The 20,126-nt window shown below is 66.7% G+C and carries 23 protein-coding genes and 1 tRNA gene; 5 read left to right on the forward strand and 19 right to left on the reverse strand.

Annotated features, from left to right (window positions below):
• Positions 1-85: 85 nt before the first annotated feature.
• The gene (locus tag AC3D24_RS12625; RefSeq protein WP_489031127.1) at positions 86-1,888 is read left to right on the forward strand and encodes an AcrB/AcrD/AcrF family protein; all 1,803 of its coding nucleotides are present in this window, start codon (positions 86-88) and stop codon (positions 1,886-1,888) included.
• A 107-nt stretch (positions 1,889-1,995) separates the two neighbouring features.
• Here AC3D24_RS12625 and AC3D24_RS12630 read toward each other — a convergent pair whose 3' ends face one another.
• From AC3D24_RS12630 to AC3D24_RS12655, 6 genes are all read right to left on the reverse strand, one after another.
• Positions 1,996-2,616, reverse strand: a complete 621-nt coding sequence (locus AC3D24_RS12630; protein ID WP_489031129.1) for a MarC family protein — start codon at positions 2,614-2,616, stop codon at positions 1,996-1,998.
• A complete protein-coding gene (gene folD / locus AC3D24_RS12635; protein WP_489031131.1) occupies positions 2,613-3,488 on the reverse strand; it encodes a bifunctional methylenetetrahydrofolate dehydrogenase/methenyltetrahydrofolate cyclohydrolase FolD in 876 nt (291 codons plus the stop codon). Before folD ends, AC3D24_RS12630 begins: the two co-directional genes overlap by 4 nt.
• Positions 3,485-3,757: a DUF167 domain-containing protein gene (locus AC3D24_RS12640; protein ID WP_489031133.1), complete on the reverse strand. Its 273-nt coding sequence runs from the start codon at positions 3,755-3,757 to the stop codon at positions 3,485-3,487. Before AC3D24_RS12640 ends, folD begins: the two co-directional genes overlap by 4 nt.
• A gap of 35 nt (positions 3,758-3,792) precedes the next feature.
• Positions 3,793-4,095, reverse strand: coding sequence for a YggT family protein (locus tag AC3D24_RS12645; RefSeq protein WP_056053469.1), 303 nt, complete (start codon positions 4,093-4,095; stop codon positions 3,793-3,795).
• A 574-nt stretch (positions 4,096-4,669) separates the two neighbouring features.
• Positions 4,670-5,587, reverse strand: coding sequence for an acetylglutamate kinase (argB, locus tag AC3D24_RS12650; protein ID WP_132895904.1), 918 nt, complete (start codon positions 5,585-5,587; stop codon positions 4,670-4,672).
• A 161-nt stretch (positions 5,588-5,748) separates the two neighbouring features.
• Complete coding sequence (locus AC3D24_RS12655) at positions 5,749-6,396, reverse strand: queuosine precursor transporter (RefSeq protein WP_489031136.1); 648 nt, start codon at positions 6,394-6,396, stop codon at positions 5,749-5,751.
• A 141-nt stretch (positions 6,397-6,537) separates the two neighbouring features.
• Here AC3D24_RS12655 and AC3D24_RS12660 point away from each other — a divergent pair, with 141 nt between their 5' ends.
• Both AC3D24_RS12660 and AC3D24_RS12665 read left to right on the forward strand, forming a co-directional pair.
• Positions 6,538-7,803, forward strand: coding sequence for a NupC/NupG family nucleoside CNT transporter (locus tag AC3D24_RS12660; protein ID WP_489031138.1), 1,266 nt, complete (start codon positions 6,538-6,540; stop codon positions 7,801-7,803).
• 46 nt (positions 7,804-7,849) lie between these two features.
• A complete protein-coding gene (locus AC3D24_RS12665) occupies positions 7,850-8,611 on the forward strand; it encodes a MerR family transcriptional regulator (RefSeq protein WP_489031140.1) in 762 nt (253 codons plus the stop codon).
• 264 nt (positions 8,612-8,875) lie between these two features.
• Here AC3D24_RS12665 and AC3D24_RS12670 read toward each other — a convergent pair whose 3' ends face one another.
• The 3 genes from AC3D24_RS12670 to AC3D24_RS12680 all read right to left on the reverse strand — a co-directional run bounded on the left by AC3D24_RS12670 (position 8,876) and on the right by AC3D24_RS12680 (position 10,956).
• A complete protein-coding gene (locus tag AC3D24_RS12670) occupies positions 8,876-9,430 on the reverse strand; it encodes a fasciclin domain-containing protein (RefSeq protein WP_489031142.1) in 555 nt (184 codons plus the stop codon).
• Between the two features lie 83 nt (positions 9,431-9,513).
• The gene (dapF, locus tag AC3D24_RS12675; RefSeq protein WP_489031144.1) at positions 9,514-10,452 is read right to left on the reverse strand and encodes a diaminopimelate epimerase; all 939 of its coding nucleotides are present in this window, start codon (positions 10,450-10,452) and stop codon (positions 9,514-9,516) included.
• Between the two features lie 39 nt (positions 10,453-10,491).
• Complete coding sequence (locus AC3D24_RS12680) at positions 10,492-10,956, reverse strand: DUF6456 domain-containing protein (protein ID WP_489031146.1); 465 nt, start codon at positions 10,954-10,956, stop codon at positions 10,492-10,494.
• A 98-nt stretch (positions 10,957-11,054) separates the two neighbouring features.
• Here AC3D24_RS12680 and AC3D24_RS12685 point away from each other — a divergent pair, with 98 nt between their 5' ends.
• On the forward strand, positions 11,055-11,618 hold the full coding sequence (locus tag AC3D24_RS12685; RefSeq protein WP_489031148.1) for a helix-turn-helix domain-containing protein: 564 nt from the start codon (positions 11,055-11,057) through the stop codon (positions 11,616-11,618).
• Here the strand turns inward: AC3D24_RS12685 and AC3D24_RS12690 are convergent.
• From AC3D24_RS12690 to AC3D24_RS12725, 8 genes are all read right to left on the reverse strand, one after another.
• Positions 11,619-11,694, reverse strand: a tRNA-Val gene (locus AC3D24_RS12690).
• Positions 11,695-11,756: 62 nt separating this feature from the next.
• Complete coding sequence (locus AC3D24_RS12695) at positions 11,757-12,689, reverse strand: hypothetical protein (protein ID WP_489031150.1); 933 nt, start codon at positions 12,687-12,689, stop codon at positions 11,757-11,759.
• Positions 12,690-12,791: 102 nt separating this feature from the next.
• Entirely contained in the window at positions 12,792-14,264 is a 1,473-nt protein-coding gene (locus AC3D24_RS12700) for an NAD(P)(+) transhydrogenase (Re/Si-specific) subunit beta (RefSeq protein WP_489031152.1), read from the reverse strand.
• Between the two features lie 113 nt (positions 14,265-14,377).
• On the reverse strand, positions 14,378-14,695 hold the full coding sequence (locus AC3D24_RS12705; protein WP_489031154.1) for a proton-translocating transhydrogenase family protein: 318 nt from the start codon (positions 14,693-14,695) through the stop codon (positions 14,378-14,380).
• Complete coding sequence (locus tag AC3D24_RS12710; RefSeq protein WP_489031156.1) at positions 14,696-14,824, reverse strand: hypothetical protein; 129 nt, start codon at positions 14,822-14,824, stop codon at positions 14,696-14,698.
• Positions 14,794-15,021, reverse strand: a complete 228-nt coding sequence (locus AC3D24_RS12715; RefSeq protein ID WP_489031158.1) for an endonuclease domain-containing protein — start codon at positions 15,019-15,021, stop codon at positions 14,794-14,796. The genes AC3D24_RS12710 and AC3D24_RS12715 overlap by 31 nt, the downstream gene beginning before the upstream one ends.
• Positions 15,022-15,125: 104 nt before the next feature.
• Positions 15,126-16,247, reverse strand: coding sequence for an NAD(P) transhydrogenase subunit alpha (locus tag AC3D24_RS12720; protein ID WP_489031160.1), 1,122 nt, complete (start codon positions 16,245-16,247; stop codon positions 15,126-15,128).
• A gap of 4 nt (positions 16,248-16,251) precedes the next feature.
• A complete protein-coding gene (locus AC3D24_RS12725; RefSeq protein WP_489031162.1) occupies positions 16,252-16,455 on the reverse strand; it encodes an aa3-type cytochrome c oxidase subunit IV in 204 nt (67 codons plus the stop codon).
• Positions 16,456-16,516: 61 nt separating this feature from the next.
• On the opposite strand from AC3D24_RS12725, the gene AC3D24_RS12730 reads away from it, so the two are divergent.
• Positions 16,517-17,929, forward strand: coding sequence for a sigma-54-dependent transcriptional regulator (locus AC3D24_RS12730; RefSeq protein ID WP_489031164.1), 1,413 nt, complete (start codon positions 16,517-16,519; stop codon positions 17,927-17,929).
• Between the two features lie 116 nt (positions 17,930-18,045).
• Here AC3D24_RS12730 and AC3D24_RS12735 read toward each other — a convergent pair whose 3' ends face one another.
• Positions 18,046-18,930 carry a bestrophin family protein gene (locus AC3D24_RS12735; RefSeq protein WP_489031166.1) on the reverse strand — a complete coding sequence of 295 codons (885 nt, stop codon included), beginning with the start codon at positions 18,928-18,930 and terminating at the stop codon, positions 18,046-18,048.
• A gap of 67 nt (positions 18,931-18,997) precedes the next feature.
• Positions 18,998-20,056: a dihydropteroate synthase gene (folP, locus tag AC3D24_RS12740; protein ID WP_489031168.1), complete on the reverse strand. Its 1,059-nt coding sequence runs from the start codon at positions 20,054-20,056 to the stop codon at positions 18,998-19,000.
• Positions 20,057-20,126: the final 70 nt, after the last annotated feature.

Genomic DNA, 20,126 nt, shown 5'->3' on the forward strand with positions numbered 1-20,126 from the left:
CCTTGTTCTTTACCCGTACCGCGATAGAGCGGCCTCGAAGACAAGCCCGCGCATCTAGTGCGCGCGCGGGCAGGAGGAAAGCGTTTTGGATCAGGGGCCATCCCAGGAGCAGTCCACGCAGCGACGCACGCTGCTGGACGAACTCGATCGGCATTGGATCGCGCTGACGTTGCTCGCCTGGGTGGCGGTGGCGGCGTGGTCGATGTTCGATCGCTGGGGGCAGGTCCGCTGGCTGTCGCTCGGCGATACCGACGACAACATGCGGCTGATGCAGGTCCGCGCGCTGCTCGACGGGCAAGGTTGGTACGACCTGCGCAACTATCGGCTGAACCCGCCTCTAGGTTTTGATATCCACTGGAGCCGGATCGTCGATCTGCCGATCGCAGGGCTGATCCTGTTTTTCCGCCTGTTCGTGGGTAACAGCTGGGCGGAGCGGCTGGCGTGCGGGATCGCGCCGTTGCTGCCGCTGTCGATCGCGATGCTCGGCATCGGCGCGACGGTGCGGCGGTTGATCAGCCCGTATGCATGGCCGCTTGCCATCGTGTTCATGGTCGGTGCGACCGGCACGATGCTGATGTTCATGCCGGAGCGGATCGATCATCATGGCTGGCAGCTCGCCATGCTGAGCCTGACGGTCGCGGGGCTGTGCGATACGAACGGGCGGCGTGGTGGCGCGATGGTTGGACTCGCGAGCGCGGTGTCGCTGTCGATCGGGCTCGAGCTGTTGCCGTATGCGGCGATGGCGGGGGCGATCATCGCCTTGCGCTGGGTGTGGGACCGGTCGGAGGCCGAGCGGCTGTCGATCTATGCGCTGACGCTGGGCGGCGGCAGCACGCTGGGTTTCGCGCTGTTCGCGTCGAACGCGAACCAGGCGATGCGGTGCGATGCGCTGACACCTGTGTGGTTGAGCGTGATGATTGCGGCGGGGATGTTGCTGTTTCTGCTCGCGCGGTTCGGGCCGGCTTCGCGGGGGGCTCGGCTGGCGTTGGCGGTCACCGCGGGGGCGGCGATCGTTGCGGGCTTTGCGTTGGTGTTTCCGCAGTGTCTGGGGCGGCCCGAGGGGATTTCGCCCGAACTGCAACGCAACTGGCTGGACAATGTCCGCGAGGCCAAGCCGATCTACAAGCATAGTTTCCGGGTTGGGTTCGCGCTGGCGACGCTGCCGATCATCGGGCTGATCGGGGCGATCCTTGCCGCCTGGCGTGCGCGTCGCGACGACCGGGCCGTCGGCTGGGCGGCGGTCGCGCTGTTCACGGCGTTCGCGAGCGCGATGCTGTTGTGGCAGGTCCGCGCGGGGCCGGCGGCGCAGTTGCTGGCGATCCCGGGGGCTACCGCGCTGGGGTGGCTGATCCTGCCGCGGTTGCTCGGCAATCGGTCGGTGGCGGTGCGCGTGCTGGGGACGGTGGGGGCGTTCCTGATCGTGTCGGGTCTGTTCGCGGGAATGGTGATCCAGTATTTCCCGATCGATCGGCCGAAGCCGTATGAGAAGCGCGTCAACATGGCGACGGGCAATTGCCTGCGGACGACCGTGCTGCTCGCGCTGGACAAATACCCTGCGCAGACCGTGTTCACCTTCGTCGACATGGGGCCGCGGCTGATCACGATCACGCATCACGATGCGATCGCGGGGCCGTATCACCGCAACGGCGATGCGATCCTCGATGTGCAGCACGCGTTCGGGGGGACGCCGGACCAGGCGCATGCGATCATCAAGCGGCACGGCGCGACGATGCTGCTGCTGTGCCCGAACGCGGCGGAGTCGACCAACTACAAGGCGCGCAGTCCGAAGGGGTTCTATGCGGAACTGGCGAAGAACGAGGTGCCGGCGTGGCTGACGCCGTTGCCGCTGCCGGCGAAGTCGCCGTTGCGGTTGTTCAAGGTGGACTAGGTTCCGTCACCCCGGACCTGTTCCGGGGCCCACCGCTCCGCGCCCTCAAGTCTATCGAGTGTGCGGAACCGTGGATGCCGGAACAAGCCCGGCATGACGGAGTGGACTTAGCGCAGCACCACCGACAGGCCGTCGAGCACGAACTGCACCGCCAGCGCCGCCAGCAGCACGCCGAGCAGCCGCGTGATCACCGCCTCGATCTTCGCGCCGAGGATCCGCATGATCGGCCCCGCCGCGAGCAGCGCTACCAGCGTCAGCAGGAGGATCGTCACCATCGCGCCGAGCACCACAGCCGAGCGCTCGATCCCGCTGTTGCGGCTCATCAACAGCATCACCGACGCGATCGAGCCGGGGCCGGCGATCATCGGCATCGCCATCGGGAAGATCGAGACGTCCTCGACCTCGGGGTCGCTCGCGACCTTGGCGGCGCGGTCCTCGCGGCGTTCAGTGCGCTTTTCGAACACCATTTCGAGGGCGATCAGGAACAGCATGATGCCGCCCGCGATGCGAAAGCTGGCGAGGCTGATGCCGAGCCCCTTGAGCAACGCCTCGCCGAACAGCGCGAACACGAACAGAATCGCAGCAGCCACGCCGACCGCACGCATCGCCATAGCGCGCTTCTGTACGGTCGAGGCGCCTGCCGACAGACCGGCGTAGATCGGCGCGCAGCCGGGCGGATCGATGACCACGAAGAACGTGATCAGCGACGAGATGTAGAGTTCGATCACAGGCTCGACTCCTCGATCGCGATGCCTTCGCGACGTCCTGCCGAAACCAACGTGTTGCGGAGCAGGCACGCGATCGTCATCGGCCCGACGCCGCCCGGCACCGGCGTGATCGCCCCCGCGACCTCGACTGCGCTGGCGAAATCGACGTCGCCGACGAGGCCGGCATCGGTGCGGTTGATGCCGACGTCGATGACGGTGGCACCGGGCTTCAGCCAGTCGCCCTTGATCATCTGGGGAATGCCGACCGCAGCGACGACGATGTCGGCGCGGCGGATATGCGCGGGCACGTCCTGCGTGCGGCTATGGACGATTGTGACGGTGCAGCTTTCGCAGAGGAGCAGTTGCGCCATCGGCTTGCCGACGATGTTGGAGCGACCGACGACGACAGCCTCGAGCCCGCTCAAGCTCGGCAGCACGCTCTTCAACAGCAGTACGCAGCCGAACGGCGTGCAGGGGACGAACCCGGGCAGGCCGGTCGCGAGACGGCCGGCGTTGATCGGGTGGAAGCCGTCGACGTCCTTGTCGGGGTCGATCGCCGCGATCACCGCCTGCTCGTCGATATGCTTGGGCAGAGGCAGTTGGACGAGGATGCCGTCGATCGTCGGGTCTGCGTTGAGCGTCGCGACCAGCGCCAGCAGCTCTGCGGCCGGCACGTCGGCGGGGAGGCGGTGCTCGATGCTTTCCATCCCGGCCTCGCGCGTCGCCTTGCCCTTCGAGCGGACATAGACGTTGGAGGCGGGATCCTCGCCGACCAGCACGACGGCCAAGCCGGGCGCGCGGCCCGCCTTTGCACGAAAGGCGGTGACGCCGTCTGCGATACGGGCCCGGAGGCCGGCGGCGAAGGCCTTGCCGTCGATGATGGTCGCGCTCATGCCCGCGGCCCATAGAGCGCAGCGGCGATTTCCGCCAGCGTAGTGGACTCTCCGGCGATGTGCAGACGCTTCAGGCGGGCGGTTTCGCCGGCGATGATCGTCACGGCGCGCTTGGGTACGCCGAAAGTCTTGGCGACGAGGGCGACCAGCCCGGCGTTGGCGGCGCCATCGACGGGCGCTGCCGCCAGTCGCGCGGCGAAATGCTCGGGCGTTCCGGCGGCGAGTGCGTCGCGACCGCCGCGCGGCGTCACCCGGACGGCGATCGCCAAGCCATCATCGACCGCGCGCCAGGCCGCCGGCCCGATCAATAGGCTGCGACGAGGTAGTTCTGCGCGATGTTCGGAATGACGATGTTGGTCAGGATGTAGAGGATCAGCAGCACGACAAGCGGCGACAGATCGAGCGCGCCGAAATCGGGCAGGATGCGGCGGATCGGGCGATAGAGCGGCTCGGTGATCTTCTGCAGCGCGTTCCAGACCGTGCGGACGAAATCGCTGTGCGTGTTGATGACGTTGAACGCGATCAGCCACGACAGCACCGCCTGGATGACGATGACCCACCAGACGAGGTTGAGCAGCAACTGGACGATCTGAAGAAGGGCGATCAAGGCAAGGGTCTCCGCTGGTGTGTTGCCGATATAAGGGGGCGGGCGGAGAACGAGAAGCCCTGCTTAGGCGATAGTCCCCCCAGCCCCACCCCGTCGCCCCAGCGAAAGCTGGGGTATCCTAGTTGGCGAGTGCGCGGCTCGAACCGGGAGATCCCAGCTTCCGCTGGGATGACGGGTGTGGGGTGCGTGAACAACGAGAGGCCCTGTGGTGTAGGTCGTTTTCGCCGCCGCGCGCTCGACCGACCGACCGACTAACTATCGTCACTCCAACTATCGTCACCCCAACGGAAGCTGGGGTATCCCCGTTGGCGAGCGGGCGGCTCGAACCGGGAGATCCCAGCTTTCGCTGGGATGACGGGTTTGGGGTGCGTGAACAACGAGAGGCCCTGTGGTGTAGGTCGTTTTCGCCGCCGCGCGCGCGACCGACCGACCGACCGACTATGGTCACCCCAACTATCGTCGCCCCAGCGGAAGCTGGGGTATCCCTGTTGGCGGGCGGGCGGCTTGAACCGGGAGATCCCAGCTTTCGCTGGGATGACTGCGTGGCGGTAGTGAGGGTAAGGCCCGTCGCGCGTTACCGGGTGCGACCGTTGGCGCTGACCAGCGTGCCGGCGCCCTGCTTGGTGAAGATCTCCAGCAGCATCGCGTGGGGGACTCGGCCGTCGATGATGACCGCGGCATCGACGCCCGATTCGACCGCCGCGACGCAGGTGTCGAGCTTCGGGATCATGCCGCCGGTCACCGTGCCGTCGGCGCGGAGTTCGGCGATCCGCGCGGGGTCGAGGTCGGTCAGCAACTCGCCCTGCTTGTCGAGCACGCCGACGATATCGGTCAGCAAGAAGAAGCGTGCGGCGCCCATCGCGGCGGCGATCGCGCCGGCCATCGTGTCGGCGTTGATGTTGTAGGTGTGGCCGTCGGCGCCGATGCCGATCGGCGCGATCACCGGGATGATGTCGGCGGCTATCAGCGTGTCGAGGATCGTCCGGTCGACCGCGATCGGCTCGCCGACGAAGCCGAGGTCGACGTGGCGCTCGATCCCCTGGAGCTTGTCGGGCTCGCGGCCGTGGCCGACTTTCTGCGCGAGGACGAGGCCAGCGTCCTTGCCCGAGATGCCGACCGCGCGACCGCCCGCCTGGCCGATCCAGCCGACGATTTCCTTGTTGATCGAGCCGGCCAGGACCATCTCGGCGATCTGCGCGGTTTCCGCATCGGTGACGCGCAGGCCGTCGACGAAGCGCGATTCGACGCCGAGGCGCTTGAGCATCGCACCGATCTGGGGGCCGCCGCCGTGGACGACGACGGGGTTGATGCCGACTGCCTTCAGCAGCACCATGTCCTCGGCGAAATCGCGCTGGAGCTCGGGGTCGCCCATCGCGTGGCCGCCGTATTTCACGACGAACGTCTTGCCGGCATAGCGCTGCAGATACGGCAGCGCCTCGGTGAGCGTTTCCGCCTTGGCGAGCAGGGCGGGATCGGGCGTGTGATCGGTCATGCCGATCCCTTAGCCAGTTGGGGGGGGTAGCGAAAGACGCGCCATCCGTCACTGACCTCCGTCACCCCGGACTAGTTCCGGGGTCTACCGTTCCGCGTATCAGCGGCCGATGATCAGGCGGAACGGTGGATGCCGGAACAAGTCCGGCATGACGGAAGGGGTCAGACCCGGTCCAGCCGGCGTCCTAATCGCACGAAGAAGGTGATCAGGAACGGCACCAGCACGATCGACAGCACGACCTTGGTCAGCATTTGGCCCTCCATCAAGCCGAGGATCGGCCGCTCACCCAGGAACGAGATGGTGATGAACAAAATGGTGTCGATGATCTGCGAGATGATGCTCGCGATCATGCCGCGCAGCCAGACCAGCTTGCCCTCGCCGCTGCCGACCTGTCCCGACAGCTTCGAGAAGATCAGCACGTTGAGCGTCTGCGAGATGCCGTAGGAGATCAGCCCGGCGATCATCATGCGCGAGCTCTGGCCGACGACGATCGGGAACGCGTCGACCGCGGGCGGGTACATCCCCGGATCGTGCGGCAGCGCCAGCACCAGGTGGATCAGCGCCGCGGACACCAGCAGCGGGATGAACCCCAGGCGGACCAGGAACGTCGCTGTCTTCTGACCGTGCAGTTCGGAAATCGCGCTGCTCAGCACCACCAGCAGGAGGAAGCCGAAGATGCCCGCCTCGACCGCGAGCGGGCCGAGCGCGACCTGCTTCACCCCCAGCACGCCGGCAATACACACCATGCCGCCGTACAGGACCGAGAAAACGAAGAGCGAACGCGGGAACGCGGGAACAGGCTTATCCATCGCTCGGGACGCTAGCGGAATCGCGCGCGCCGTCAAATGACTCCCCCATCATAAAGACTGGCGAGCGCCGCGTACCCGTGTCATGTCGGTCGCTTGTGCCGCCGGGGGGCGGCGCGTGTCAGTCAAAAATGCAGGGCGTCCATGGAAAGACTATTCATCGGCCTTGCAGGCATCGCCGTCATCCTCGGCATCGCGGTGCTGCTGTCGAGCGACCGCCGCGCGATCCGGCTGCGCATCGTCGGCGCCGCGTTCGCGCTGCAGGTCGGGATCGCGGTGCTCGTGCTGTATTCGAGCATCGGCAAGGTCGTGCTGGGCAGCATGTCCGGCGGGGTCGCCAATCTGCTCGGCTATTCGCAGAAGGGCACCGAGTTCCTGTTCGGCAAGATGGCGACGCCCGAAATCGGCGGGCAGAGCTTTGCGATCGCCGCGCTGCCGGTGATCATCTTCTTCGCCAGCCTCGTCTCGATCCTCTATTATCTCGGCATCATGCAGCTGGTGGTGCGCTGGGTCGGTGGTGGGATCGAGAAGGTCATCGGCGTCTCGAAGGTCGAATCGCTGTGCGCGGCGGCGAACATCTTCGTCGGCCAGAGCGAATCGCCGCTGGTGATCCGGCCGTATCTGGCGGGGCTGACCCCGGCGCAGCTGTTCACGGTGATGACCAGCGGCATGGCCGGCGTCGCGGGCACGATCCTCGCGGCGTACGCGTCGATGGGCATCCGGATCGATTACCTACTCGCGGCCAGCTTCATGGCGGCGCCGGGCGGCATCCTGATGGCCAAGATCATCATGCCCGACCGCGTCATGCCGCCCGAAGGCGAGCTGGCGCTTGGCGACCAGCCAGGGGAATCGGGCGCGGGCGAGCCGATGCCGCAGGCGACGCACGACGAGGAAAAGCCCGCCAACCTGATCATGGCCGCCGCCCAGGGCGCGCAGACGGGCGTGCGGCTGGCGGTTGCGGTCGGCGCGATGGTGCTGGCGTTCGTCGCGCTGGTGGCGCTGGCGAACGGGTTGCTCGGCGGGCTCGGCAACATGATCGGGCTGCCGGGGCTGAGCTTCCAGGGGCTGCTCGGCTATGTCTTTGCGCCAATCATGTTCCTGCTCAACGTGCCGTGGAGCGAGGCGGGGATCGCCGGCGGGCTGTTCGGGCAGAAGATCGTGCTGAACGAATTCGTCGCGTATATCTCGCTCGGTACGCAGACCGGCCTCAGCCCGCGGACGATCGCGGTCATCACCTTCTCGCTGTGCGGGTTCGCGAACTTCTCGTCGATCGCGATCCAGATGGCGGTGACCGGCAGCCTCGCACCGAACCAACGGCCGATGATCGCCAAGCTGGGCTTGCGCGCACTGGCGGCGGGGAGCCTGGCCAACCTGATGTCGGCGGCGCTCGCGGGCCTGTTGATCGGCTGAAATTAGCGCTTGCTCCTGACGTAACGTCAGCGGGTATTCCGTCGGCATGGAAGACATGCTCGACATCGGCGAGGTCACGCGCCGCACCGGCCTCACGCTCCGCGCGCTGCGGTTCTACGAAGGCCGCGGACTGGTGGCGCCGCTGCGGACCGCGGGCGGACGGCGGGTCTATGGCGCGGGCGACCTCGCGCGGCTGAACGCGATCGTCGCGCTCAAGCAGGCCGGTTTCTCGCTGGCCGAGATCGCCGCGATGCTCCGGTCGGGACCGGTCGACATCGGCCGGCTGGTCGCGGCACGCCTCGCCGAACTCGACCAGCGCGCCGCGGCGATCGCCGACGCGCGCACGCTCCTCCTCTCCGTTCAGTCCCGCATCGATCGTGGCGAGCCGATCGACGTCGCGACGCTTTGCTCGCTGATCCGAACTGGAGACGACATCATGGATACCAACTGGCGCGGCGTCGTGGACCGCTATTTCTCCCCCGAAGAACAGGCGCGCTGGAACGAGCGGATCGCCGACGTGCCGAACCTCGATCCCGCCGGATACAATGCCCGCTGGCATGACCTCGGCAGCCGTATCGCCGCCGCCCTGCCGCTCGAGCCTGCGAGCCCGGCGGCGCAGGCCTATCTGGACGAATGGCAGGCGTTGCTGGCCCCTTTCACCGCGGTCGCGACGCCGGAGATGATGGCGGGGGCGACGTCGCTCTACGATCGGATGGGGGAGTGGCAGACCGATCAGCCATCGCCGTTCCCGGCGGACGTCTGGGCGTTTATCAAGGCTGCGGGCGAAGCGCGGCGTACGGCTGGCTAGAGCGGCTTTCCATAATCTTCCCCCGCAAGGAGGAGGTGGCGCCGAAGGTGACGGAAGGGGAGGACACGGAACAGAGGTTATCCCTTACCCCTCCGCAGGCCAGTGCCCGAAACTTCTCCCCTGGCAGGGGAGGATCTTCGCCCCCTGTCGAACATCCAAAGCCCTGCCCCTGAACGCAATCGGGCCCGCTGCCTGTTCGGCAACGGGCCCGACGAAAACCACCAGCGGGGGGATGGCGGTTATTTCGGCACGGCGGACGCCGGATTACGGCAGCATCACCGTGTCGACGACGTGGATCACGCCATTCGACTGCATGACGTTGGCGATCGTGACGCGGCCCTTGTGGCCCTTGCCGTCCATGATGCCCCAGCCGGTGCCGACCTTCTTGAACATCAGCGGCTCGCCCTGCACGGTGGTGTAGGTCGCGGTGCCGCCATTTGCCTTCGCCTTGGCGGCGATGTCGGCGGCGGTGATCGTGCCGGGGACGACGTGATAGGTCAGGACGCTGGTCAGCTGGTCCTTGTTCTCGGGCTTGAGCAGCGTGTCGACGGTGCCGGCGGGCAGCTTCTTGAACGCGGCATTGGTCGGCGCGAACACGGTGAACGGACCCGGGCCCGACAGAGTCTCGACCAGACCGGCAGCCTTCACCGCGGCGACCAGCGTCGTGTGATCCTTCGAATTGACCGCGTTCTCGACGATCGTCTTGGTCGGATACATCGCGGCGCCGCCGACCATCGGATTGGTCTGCGCGGCGACGATCGCGCTGCCACTGACGGCGACGGCGGCGGCAATAATCGCGGTACGAAAGACATGATTCATGGCTTCTATCCTCCACTGCGCCGTTTCTCCGGCGCTTCCGCACGGAGATACGGATGCGCCCGGAAGTCGGATGCAGGCGGGGATCAGATCTTTGCGAGAAGCGCTGCCCAGGCTGTGATCTCATCATCGTAACGCGTTGAGATCACTAGGTCGGTCGCGATCCCGCTATCGAGGCCGACCTCGATCGAGCCGGTCCATTCGAACGTCGCATTCCCCGACAGCGTGACCATCGCGGCCTCGCTCGCCTCCGCGCGGATTAGGCCGCCCTTGTTGAAGACCGTCGTCGGCGTGTCGTACGCGATCCGACCGGTCAGGCAGGCGGCATAGGTCGACGCCGCCATCGCGCTGCCGCAACTGTCGGTCAGCCCGACGCCGCGCTCGAACGTGCGGACGAACAGATTGCGCCCCCGCACCTCGACGAAGCTCACGTTCGCGCGGTTGGGCAACCAGTCGGGCGCCGCTTCGCATGCCGCGCCGACACGAACGAGTTCGGCCTCGTCGATGCGGTCGACGAACGTCACGAGATGCGGGTTGGGCATCGCGACGGCGGTGAACGCGCGCACCGTCGGCAAGCCGGCGATCGGCGCGTCGACGATCCGGTCAGCGCCCACGTCCATCGGCCAGGCGGCGATATGCAGCGACGCGGGTCCGGCGATCTCACGCACGGTGAACACGCCGTCCGCGATATCGGCGTCACGCTCGACATCGGCGTCACTGGTCTTCAGTCGCACCGTCGCAGCGTTGGAACCGGTCGCGGCGAACCCGGCGCGGGCGACACAGCGCAAGCCGTTGAGGCACGTTTCCGCTTCGCTGCCATCCGCATTGAACATCCGCATGCCGAAGGCATGGCGGTCGTCGCCAGCGGTGAGCAGCAACAGCCCGTCGCCACCGACCGGTCCGGAGCGATCGGCGAGCGCCCGCGCGACCACAGCCCAAACAGTCTCATCCAGCGTCGATGCGCGCGCGTCGACCAAGGGAAAATCGTTGCCGGAGCCATGACATTTGACGAGATCGAAGCGCATGCCCGCCATCTAGTCACGCCCGCGCGGTAATGCGAGCGCCTAACCGATCCCGTAATGCGTGGCGAGCCGATCGAGCGCGAGCGTCAGTACGACCCGCCCGGCACGCACCGGCCAGTGCAACGCCTTCTCTGCCGTCGGCAGTCCTTCCCCCGCACACACCACGCGCCAGAGAATATCCGCCAGCCCCGGCCCGGCCGCCGAGAGTGCGCCATCGAACCGTCGTTTCGCGGCGATCTGCGCCATCGTCGGATCGAGCCCGTCATGCCCGCCACCATCGACCCGTTCCGCCCAGCGCATCGTCACGCTGGGTGCGATCGCAGCCCTGTCGTAATCAGCGCGCAATCGTTCCCCCGCTTCGAACTGTCGCGCGTCGATGAGATCACGCGCGCGCAGCCAGCCGAGCGGCGACTCGGCAAGGTTGACGGTCACCCGATGCCCGCCGCGCCCGTCCTTCGCTTGCCGACTGCCCGGAGACCCCATCGATCGCTCTACCAGTTCGCGCATGCATTGCCTCCAGTGCGGTACCACGCGCCGCGTTTGGCGATTGCCATATCCACGGGGTTGTAGGACAGCGGTATAACCTATCTGGTTGGGGATGCATGATGATCACGGCTATTCGCGATGTTCGCCACGCCAAGCGTCTGACGTTGGAAGACGTTGCGCGCCGTTGCGTTCCACCGACGACCGCGCAGACGATCGGTCGGCTCGAGACAGGAACGCGCACCGTATCGGTTGGCTGGCTCAACCGGATCGCCGCGGCGCTCGACGTCACTGCCGCCGATCTGGTGTCCCTGCCCGAGAGGATCGAACTGCCCGTCACCGCGATCCTCGACGGGCGCGGCGTGCAGGCGCCACGGCGGACCACGACGGTGCCGCCATTGCAGGTGATGCCCGGCCAAATCGCCGTGACCGTCGCCGGCGGGATCGGTGATTACCGCGCTGGCGACGTCATCTGGTGCGCGATGCTGGCGCCCGAGACGTTCGCCACGGCACTCAACCGCGACGTGCTCGTGCCGCAGCCAGCGGGACTCTTCGCATTCGGCCGACTGATCGGATGCGGCGACGGGCTGACCGTGTTGCCGCCGGGCGCGGGGACGCAGGCGCTGACCATTGCACACCCCGCCTGGATCGCGGTCACGGTGCGGCTGGTCCGCGAACTTCAGTGATGGTGGGCGATGACGGGCTCGAACCGCCGACATTCTCGGTGTAAACGAGACGCTCTACCAACTGAGCTAATCGCCCTCTCGGGTAGGAGTGCGATGCCAAAGCCGGGCGGCCGGGGCAAGCCCGAAAGACGCGTCGGCTTACGGAATTCGTAAATCTGCACGACGAACCGCAACGATGTACCCGCGCATGGCCTCACTGGCGCGATCGGACAGTACCATGAACGCGCGGCGGCGATCGTGCGGGTCGGGCCTGCGCTCGAACAATCCGGTGTCGGTCATGCGGCCGATCCAGCGCAAGGCCGTTGTCGGCGCGACCGCTGCGGCGATGCACAAACTCGACACCGACACGCGCCCGCGCTCAAGCTCGGCGGCGTAGAGATCGAGCAGCATGTCCCAGCCCGGATCCTCGAACAGATTGGCGCCGAGAAACTGATCGCGCAGCCGACGCGCGCGGATCGCCCGGCGGACGTCCTCGGCACTCGGCTCGCCGACGGGCGGCGCGATGCCGTAACGCGTGGTGCGATCACCAACCGCGGGCGTCGGCGGCGCATCCCGGTCGGCGCGAGTCAGCCGCGCCAACGCCTCTGCGATCCGCGCGACTTCGACATTGAGACGCTCGAACCGGATCCCGTCGGTTTCGCGACCGACGTCGAAGACTCCCGTCGGTCGTCGCGCCCGCTCCGCCGCGACGACGATCGCCGCAACGCAGTCACCGATGCTTGGATCGACCAGCAAGGACGTGCCGCCGCCGAGCATGACCGCGGCGACCGCATCGATCTGGTCAGGCTGCATCGCGACGACAAGACTGGCCGCCATCTGGTCGGCCCAGTCCACGATCTGCGGCAGTCGCTCCGCAAGCACTGCCGGATCGGCACCGGCGGCATCGACCAGCACGACCTGAGGCATGGCGTATTTGCCGAACGCATCCTGCCAGCTGATTCGTGCGACCATACGTCCGGCTAGCGCCGCGACGGCAACGGCGAACCGGTCGGGCGCGTCGTCACGGGCAATCAGGATCGTGTCGATCCCGGTCTCGTAACTGGTGCCGGCTTGGTCATCCGTTGGGGTCATGATGCTCTCCGCCATGGCGCAAAGACTAACCTGCGTCAGGTGGCGAGCGACACTCGAACTGGGTCGACTTCCGTTGGAGTTGGTCGTCGATGACGCGCCGCGTCAGTCGAGCGCCTTGACGATATCCTCGACCATCTTCTTCGCGTCGGCCAGCAGCATCATCGTATTGTCGCGGTAGAACAGGTCGTTATCGACGCCGGCATAGCCGACCCCGCCCATCGACCGCTTGATGAACAGCACCGTCTTGGCCTTTTCGACGTCAAGCACGGGCATACCGTAGATCGGCGAGGACTTGTCGGTCTTGGCCGCCGGGTTGGTCACGTCGTTCGCGCCGATCACGAACGCGACGTCGGTCTGCGCGAACTCGCTGTTGATATCCTCGAGCTCAAACACGTCGTCATAGGGCACGTTCGCTTCCGCCAGCAGGACGTTCATGTGCCCCGGCATGCGCCCTGCGACGGGGTGGATCGCGTATTTCACGCGGACGCCCTCGGCCTTCAGCTTGTCGCCCATCTCGCGCAGGACGTGCTGCGCCTGCGCGACCGCCATGCCGTAGCCGGGGACGATGATCACTTGTTCGGCCTGGCTCATCAGGAACGCGGCGTCCTCTGCGGAACCGCGCTTCCAGGGACGGTCGCTGGCGGCCGCGGGGCCGCCGGCGTCCGAGGACTGGCCGAAGCCGCCTGCGATCACGCTGATGAAGCTGCGGTTCATCGCGCGGCACATGATGTAGCTGAGGATCGCGCCCGAGCTGCCGACCAGCGCGCCGGTGATGATCATCGCGCTGTTGTGCAGCGTGAAACCCATCGCGGCGGCCGCCCAGCCCGAATAACTGTTCAGCATGCTGACGACGACGGGCATGTCCGCGCCGCCGATCGGGACGATCAGGAGGAAGCCGATGGCGAAGCTCAAGCCCGTGATCGTCCAGAAGATCCATGCCGACTGATCGGTGACGAAATAGGCGATCAGGCCGAGGATGGCGGCGAGCAGCGCGATGTTGATGACGTGACGACCGGGCAGCATGATCGGCTTGCCGCCCATGTTGCCGTTCAATTTCAGGAACGCGATGACCGAGCCGGAGAAGGTGATCGCACCGATCGCGACGCCCAGACCGAGTTCGATCCGGCTGACCGGGTGGATGACCGCGAAGGGCTGGCCGATCAGCGGGATGACGAGGTCGGAGATGCCGAACGCCTGCGGGTTGAGGTAGGCGGCGATGCCGACGAGTACCGCGGCTAGGCCGACGAGGCTGTGGAATGCGGCGACGAGCTGCGGCATCGCGGTCATCGCGATGCGGCGTGCGGTGCCGATGCCGATCGCGGCGCCGATACCGATAGCCGCGAGAATCTGCATGATCGTCGGCAGATCAAGAAGCGAGCCGCCTCCCGTCATCGGGATAATCGGCACATGCGTCACCAACGTCGTGACCACCGCGATCGTCATGCCGATGATGCCGAAGCGGTTGCCACGCTGGCTCGACGCCGGGCTCGACAACCCGCGCAGCGCGAGAATGAAGCACACCCCCGCGACCAGATAGGCGAGCGATGCCCAGGGGCTGACCGTCAGTTCATGCATCGCGTTCGTCCCCACTTACCCACTTCGTCCTGCCAGCGAAGGCTGGCATCTCCCGGTTGCTCGCGCGGAGCTGGAGTCGCACGAGATCCCAGCTTTCGCTGGAATGACGGTCGCTACTTGGCGACCGGCCGTTCCTTCTTCTTGTACATCGCCAGCATCCGCGCGGTGACTGCAAAGCCGCCGAAGATGTTGATGCTCGCCAGCACGACGGCGACCAGGCCTAGCGCCTTCGCCACGCCCGATCCGGCACCGATCGCCCCCAGAACAGTCGGCGCCGCGGCGGCGATCAGCGCGCCGACGATGATCACGCTCGAGATCGCGTTGGTGACCGCCATCAGCGGCGTGTGCAGCGCGGGCGTGACCGCCCACACCACGAAATACCCGACGAAACACGCCAGCACGAAGATCGACAGGATCGCGATAAAGTCCATTTAGTCCTCCCCGGCACGGGGAGGGGGACCGGCCGCAGGCTGGTGGAGGGGGCTGGCCGCGGACGATACGATCATCGTCACCACGGCCTCGATATCCCTCAGCACGTCGCCTGCTGCCACTCGCAGCACCCGGTAGCCATTCTGCTCGAAAAATTGGTCGCGCTCGGCGTCGCGCCGTAGAATTCGCCATCGACCTCGACCGCGAGCTTGGCGGCGGCGCAGTAGAAGTCACAGACATACGGCCCGATGGGATGCTGGTTGCGGAACTTGAAGCCGGTCTTCTGTCCTCGGAGATACTCCCATAGGAGCACTTCTGGGAGGCTCATCTCTCGGCGTAATTTGCGCGCTAGTGATACTTCGGGGCGTAGCATGTGTGGGACGCCCCCTCCACCGGCTGCGCCGGTCCCCCTCCCCGTGCCGGGGAGGATTATCATGAGGTCAACCGCGGGTTCACGATCTTGCCGCCCTGCGTCAGGCGGATCGCGTCGCCGATTTCTGCGTCGAGCACGGGTTTGCCCGCCTCCTTGTCCCAGAAGGCGTTGAGGAAGTTGAACAGGTTGCGCGCGAACAAGGCGCTGGCGTCCGTGGCGAGGCGCGAGGGCACGTTGCGGTGGCCGACGATCTTGACGCCGTTCACGACGACGACTTCGCCGGCGACCGAGCCCTCGACGTTGCCGCCCTGCTCGACCGCAAGGTCGACGATCACCGAGCCCGGCTTCATGCTGGCCACCTGCGCTGCCGAGATCAGGCGCGGTGCGGCGCGTCCGGGGATCAGCGCGGTGGTGATGACGATGTCCTGCTTGGCGATATGCCCCGAGACGAGCTCGGCCTGTGCGGCCTGGTATTCGGGGGACATCTCGCCGGCATAGCCGCCCGTCCCCTCGCCTTCGATTCCCGCGACATTCTCGACGAAGATCGGTTTGGCGCCGAGCGACTGGATCTGCTCGCGGGTCGCGGCGCGGACGTCGGTCGCGGATACCTGAGCGCCCAGACGCCGTGCGGTTGCGATCGCCTGCAAGCCAGCCACACCGACGCCCATCACGAACGCTTTGGCCGCAGAGATCGTCCCTGCCGCGGTCATCATCATCGGGAAGGCGCGACCATATTCGGCGGCCGCGTCGAGCACCGCCTTATAGCCCGACAGGTTCGACTGCGACGACAGGATGTCCATCGACTGCGCGCGGGTGATGCGCGGCATGAGCTCCATCGCCAGCGCTTCGTAGCCGGCCGCGGCGTAGGCCTCGATCCGCGCACGCTCTGCAAAGGGATTGAGGCTGGCGACGATCCATGCGCCCGGTGCGACACCGGCGAGCGACGCCGCGTCAGGTCCCTGCACGCCGAGCACGATATCCGCCCCTGCCAGCGTCGTGGCACGATCGCCGACGGACGCGCCGGCATCCGCATAGGCGGCGTCGGCGATCGAGGCGGTCTCGCCCGCCCCTGCCTCCACCGCCAGCGTTGCCCCCAGCGCGATGAACTTCTTCACCGTTTCGGGCGTCGCGGAAACCCGCCGCTCGCCGTCCGCTTGCTCTTTCAGGACGGCGATCTTCATGGGGTTACGCAATCAGCCAGATGACGAGCGCGACGACCAGCGCGCACCCGACCGCGCCCCATTTCATCATCCCCGTCACGCTTGAATAGGTCGCGACGTGCGCCTTCATGTCCCCGTTGCCGGCCATGGTTCGTGCCCCAATCCTGTGAGTGTCATCCTCTATGCGGCCGACCTTATCGCGCACGGGGCGAATGTCCAATCCCGACACTTAAGTCGCCCTTTACCGATCCGCGCTATTGCACGTGCCGGAACGGGACAGGATTCGCCACATGCGCAACGGCCAGCGCCTGCTATTGCTGATCGACGACGAACCTGCCCAGCGACGGCTGGTGGCGGCACTCGCCGCGCGTGGCGGCTGGCGCGCGATCTTCGCTACAGATGGCGAGATGGCGATCGCGACGCTCGGCACGCAGGACGGCATGCAGCTCGACGCGATCGTCCTCGATCACGCATCGCCCGATACCGAGGCCACCACGCTGATCGCCGCGCTGCGCGAACGCCGCCCCGCCCTGCCGATCCTGATGCTGACCGCCAATGGTTCGGTCGCGCATGCGGTCAGCGCGATGCGCGCGGGCGCCACCGATTTCCTGGTGAAGCCGCTCGCACCCGATCGCTTTCTCGCCGCACTCGATGCAGCGGTCGTCGGCACGTCGGCCGGCGAACTCCGTCCCCTCACGGAGAAGATCCCCGCCTTGCTCGGGTTCGACGAGATCGTCGGATCCTCGCCCGATTTCCGCGCAGCCCTAGCAATCGCCGCCAAGGCCGCGCGCGCCCGCGTCGCGGTCCTCCTCGAAGGCGAGATCGGCGTCGGCAAGGACGTCATCGCCGAGGCGATCCATGCCGCCTCCCCGCGCGCAAAGAAGCCGATGATGAGCGTTAATTGCGGCGCGATCCCCGCCAACCTGGTCGAGTCTGAACTGTTCGGGCACGAAAAGGGCGCGTTCACCGGCGCGTTCGAACGCAAGATCGGCCGCTTCCAGGATGCCGATGGCGGCACGCTGTTCCTCGACGAAGTCGGCGAGATGCCGATCGAGGCGCAGGTCAAGCTGCTCCGCGTGCTCCAGACCGGGGAGGTCCACGCGATCGGCGCACGGCACGCCCGTGAAGTCGACGTCCGCGTGATCGCCGCCAGCAACACGCGACTGCTCGACGAGGTCGAGGCCGGGCGGTTCCGCGAAGACCTGTATTACCGTCTCAATGTCGTCCAGGTGACGATCCCACCCTTGCGGGAACGCACCGGCGACATTCCCGCGCTCGCCCGTCACCTGCTCGCGCGGATCGCCGAGCAACCGGGATTGCGGCCGCTGGGGATCACCGACTCGGCGCTCGCGCTGCTCGTGCAATATGACTGGCCGGGCAACGTCCGCCAGCTTCAGAACGCGCTCTTCCGCGCCGCCGTATTGTGCGAAGACGCTGCGCTGACCGAAGAGGACTTTCCGCAGATTGCAGCATTGGGAAGCCGCCGGCACGTGCCCAGGGCGGTCGCGGCCGGCGGCGGCGGCGTCACGTTGTTTCGCGCCGATGGCAATCTGCGGGCGCTCGACGAGATCGAAGCCGACGTCATACGCCTCGCAATCGGCCATTATCGTGGCCGGATGACCGAAGTTGCACGCCGCCTCGGCATCGGCCGCTCGACCCTGTACCGCAAGCTTGGCGAACTCGGGATCGACAATGCAGCCTGAACGGCGTGCGCATATCGCATATATTACCGATCTCGCCGAGACGATGACCGAGAGCATGCTCGCCGGTTGTGGCGGCTGCTTGAATGGGTATCGGCGTTTCTAAGAAAGCGGGTCGCTCACCACAAGACGCCGTGCACGGGCTGCAACGGTTCCGGCGCCTTGTCACCGATCGCCTGGAGAAGGTCGATTTCGATCGTCCGGCACATCGCGTTCAGTGGCACGTCGTGAATCGTGTCCGCGAACGGATCGACCAAGTCGTCGCCGATCTGCAGTACGGCCAGGAACATCAGGCCGGCGATGGTCGAACCGATCGGCGTCGCGAACCCAAGCGTCTCGACCAGACCGATTGGCAGCAGCACGCAGAATAATCGTGTGAAAAGGCTGGGGAAAAAGCGGTACTGGTTGGGCAGCGGCGTGTTCTTGATCCGCTCCATGCCGCCCTGCGCGTTGGCGATGTCGACCAGGATCGCCTCGAACTGCGTTTGCTGGATGGTGTCGATCCAGCCGTTGCGACGCGCGATGTCGATCCGCCGGCCGGTGCCGTCGAGCAACCCGTTGGCGATATTGGTGCGATCGAGCGCGAACGACGCCTCTTCCTTCGACAGGAAGCGCAACACCTCGGGCGGGGCGGGCTGTTTGCGCAATTGACAGCGCAGCGCGTTCACATACGCGATCTGGCGGAGCACGATGGTCCGCTTCATGTCGTGGCCCTCGGGCTCGGGCAGCATGTTGCGCGCCATCCGTGCCAGGTTGCGCGAGGCGTTGATCATCAAGCCCCAGAGGCCACGGCTTTCCCACCAGCGCTGATACGCCGAATTGTCGCGGAACCCGAGGAACAGCGCGAGCGCGGTGCCGAACAGCGTCAGCGGCAGCGCTGGCGCATGGAAGGGCAGCACGTAGTAGGTGATCGTCACGATGACGTCCCAGACGAACAGCCCGAGCAGTGGGCGCCAGACCTCGCCTATGATCTGGCTGATGCGCGGCGTTGCAGTGACGATCAAACCCGGATCTCCTTGTTCATGCCGCGTCTAATGCGCGAAGCGACGTTTCGCTGCAATGCAGCGACGATTAGCTCCCGCTCAGCGACTGATCGCGCAGACCCCGCCAAGTCTTGACCGCCTGCACCGTCTCGGCAACGTCATGGACGCGGAGGATCTGGACGCCGGCTTCGGCGCCTTTCAGGGCCAGCGCGAGCGAGCCGGCGAGACGCTGATCGACGGGCACTTCGTTCGAGAGCGCGCCGATCAGCCGCTTGCGGCTCGCGCCGAGCATGATCGGGCAACCGAGCCCATGAAAAATCGCGAGGCCGTTGAGTAGCGCGAGGTTCTGGCTGAGCGTCTTGCCGAAGCCGATGCCGGGGTCGACCATGATCCGCGTGGCGTCGACACCGCTCGCGACGACGGCGGCGATGCGGGTTTCGAGCCAGTCGAAAACGTCGGTCAGGACGTTGGCGTAGTTGCCGTCGCCGTGGCCGCCTTTCTTCGGATCCGGCGAGTGCATGAGCACGACGGGGCAGCCACTTTTTGCGACGACGCTCAGCGCGCGGTCGTCCCAGAGGAGCGCAGCGACGTCGTTGACGATGTGCGCACCGGCGGCGAGCGTCGCCTCCATCACGGCGGCCTTGCGCGTGTCGACCGATACGATCGCGCCGGCGCGCGCGAGGCGCTCGACGACGGGGACGAGGCGCGCGATCTCGTCGCCTTCCCAGACCGCGGGGGCGCCGGGGCGGGTCGATTCACCGCCGACATCGATCATCGTCGCACCGGCGGCGGCCATGTCGATCCCGGCTGCAGCGGCGGCGGCGGGGTCGTCGATGTGCTTGCCGCCATCGGAGAAGCTGTCGGGGGTAATGTTGAGAATGCCGGCGACGATCGGCTGGTCGAAGCGGAGCGTGCGTTCGCCTAGCTGGAGCGCGGCGCGGGGGGCGGTGATGGCAGCGTGGAGGCGGGCGGCGCGCTCGCCGAGCGTGGCGACATCGGCGATCGGGATCGTGCGGCGTGCGCGGCCTTCGATTACCTCGTACGCGGCGAACCATTGCAGGCCACCGGCGATGCGCGCGACGGTACCGTCTTCGTGGCCGATCGGGGTGTCTACGAACTGGACGGGGCGGAGGTGGAGGCTGGTCATCGGCGTGATCTACTCCAGTCCGTCCCCTCCGCGAAAGACGTTGCGCTCGCTAACCGTCCCGTCTGCCCCC

The organism is Sphingomonas sp. SL1004, assembly GCF_057815015.1.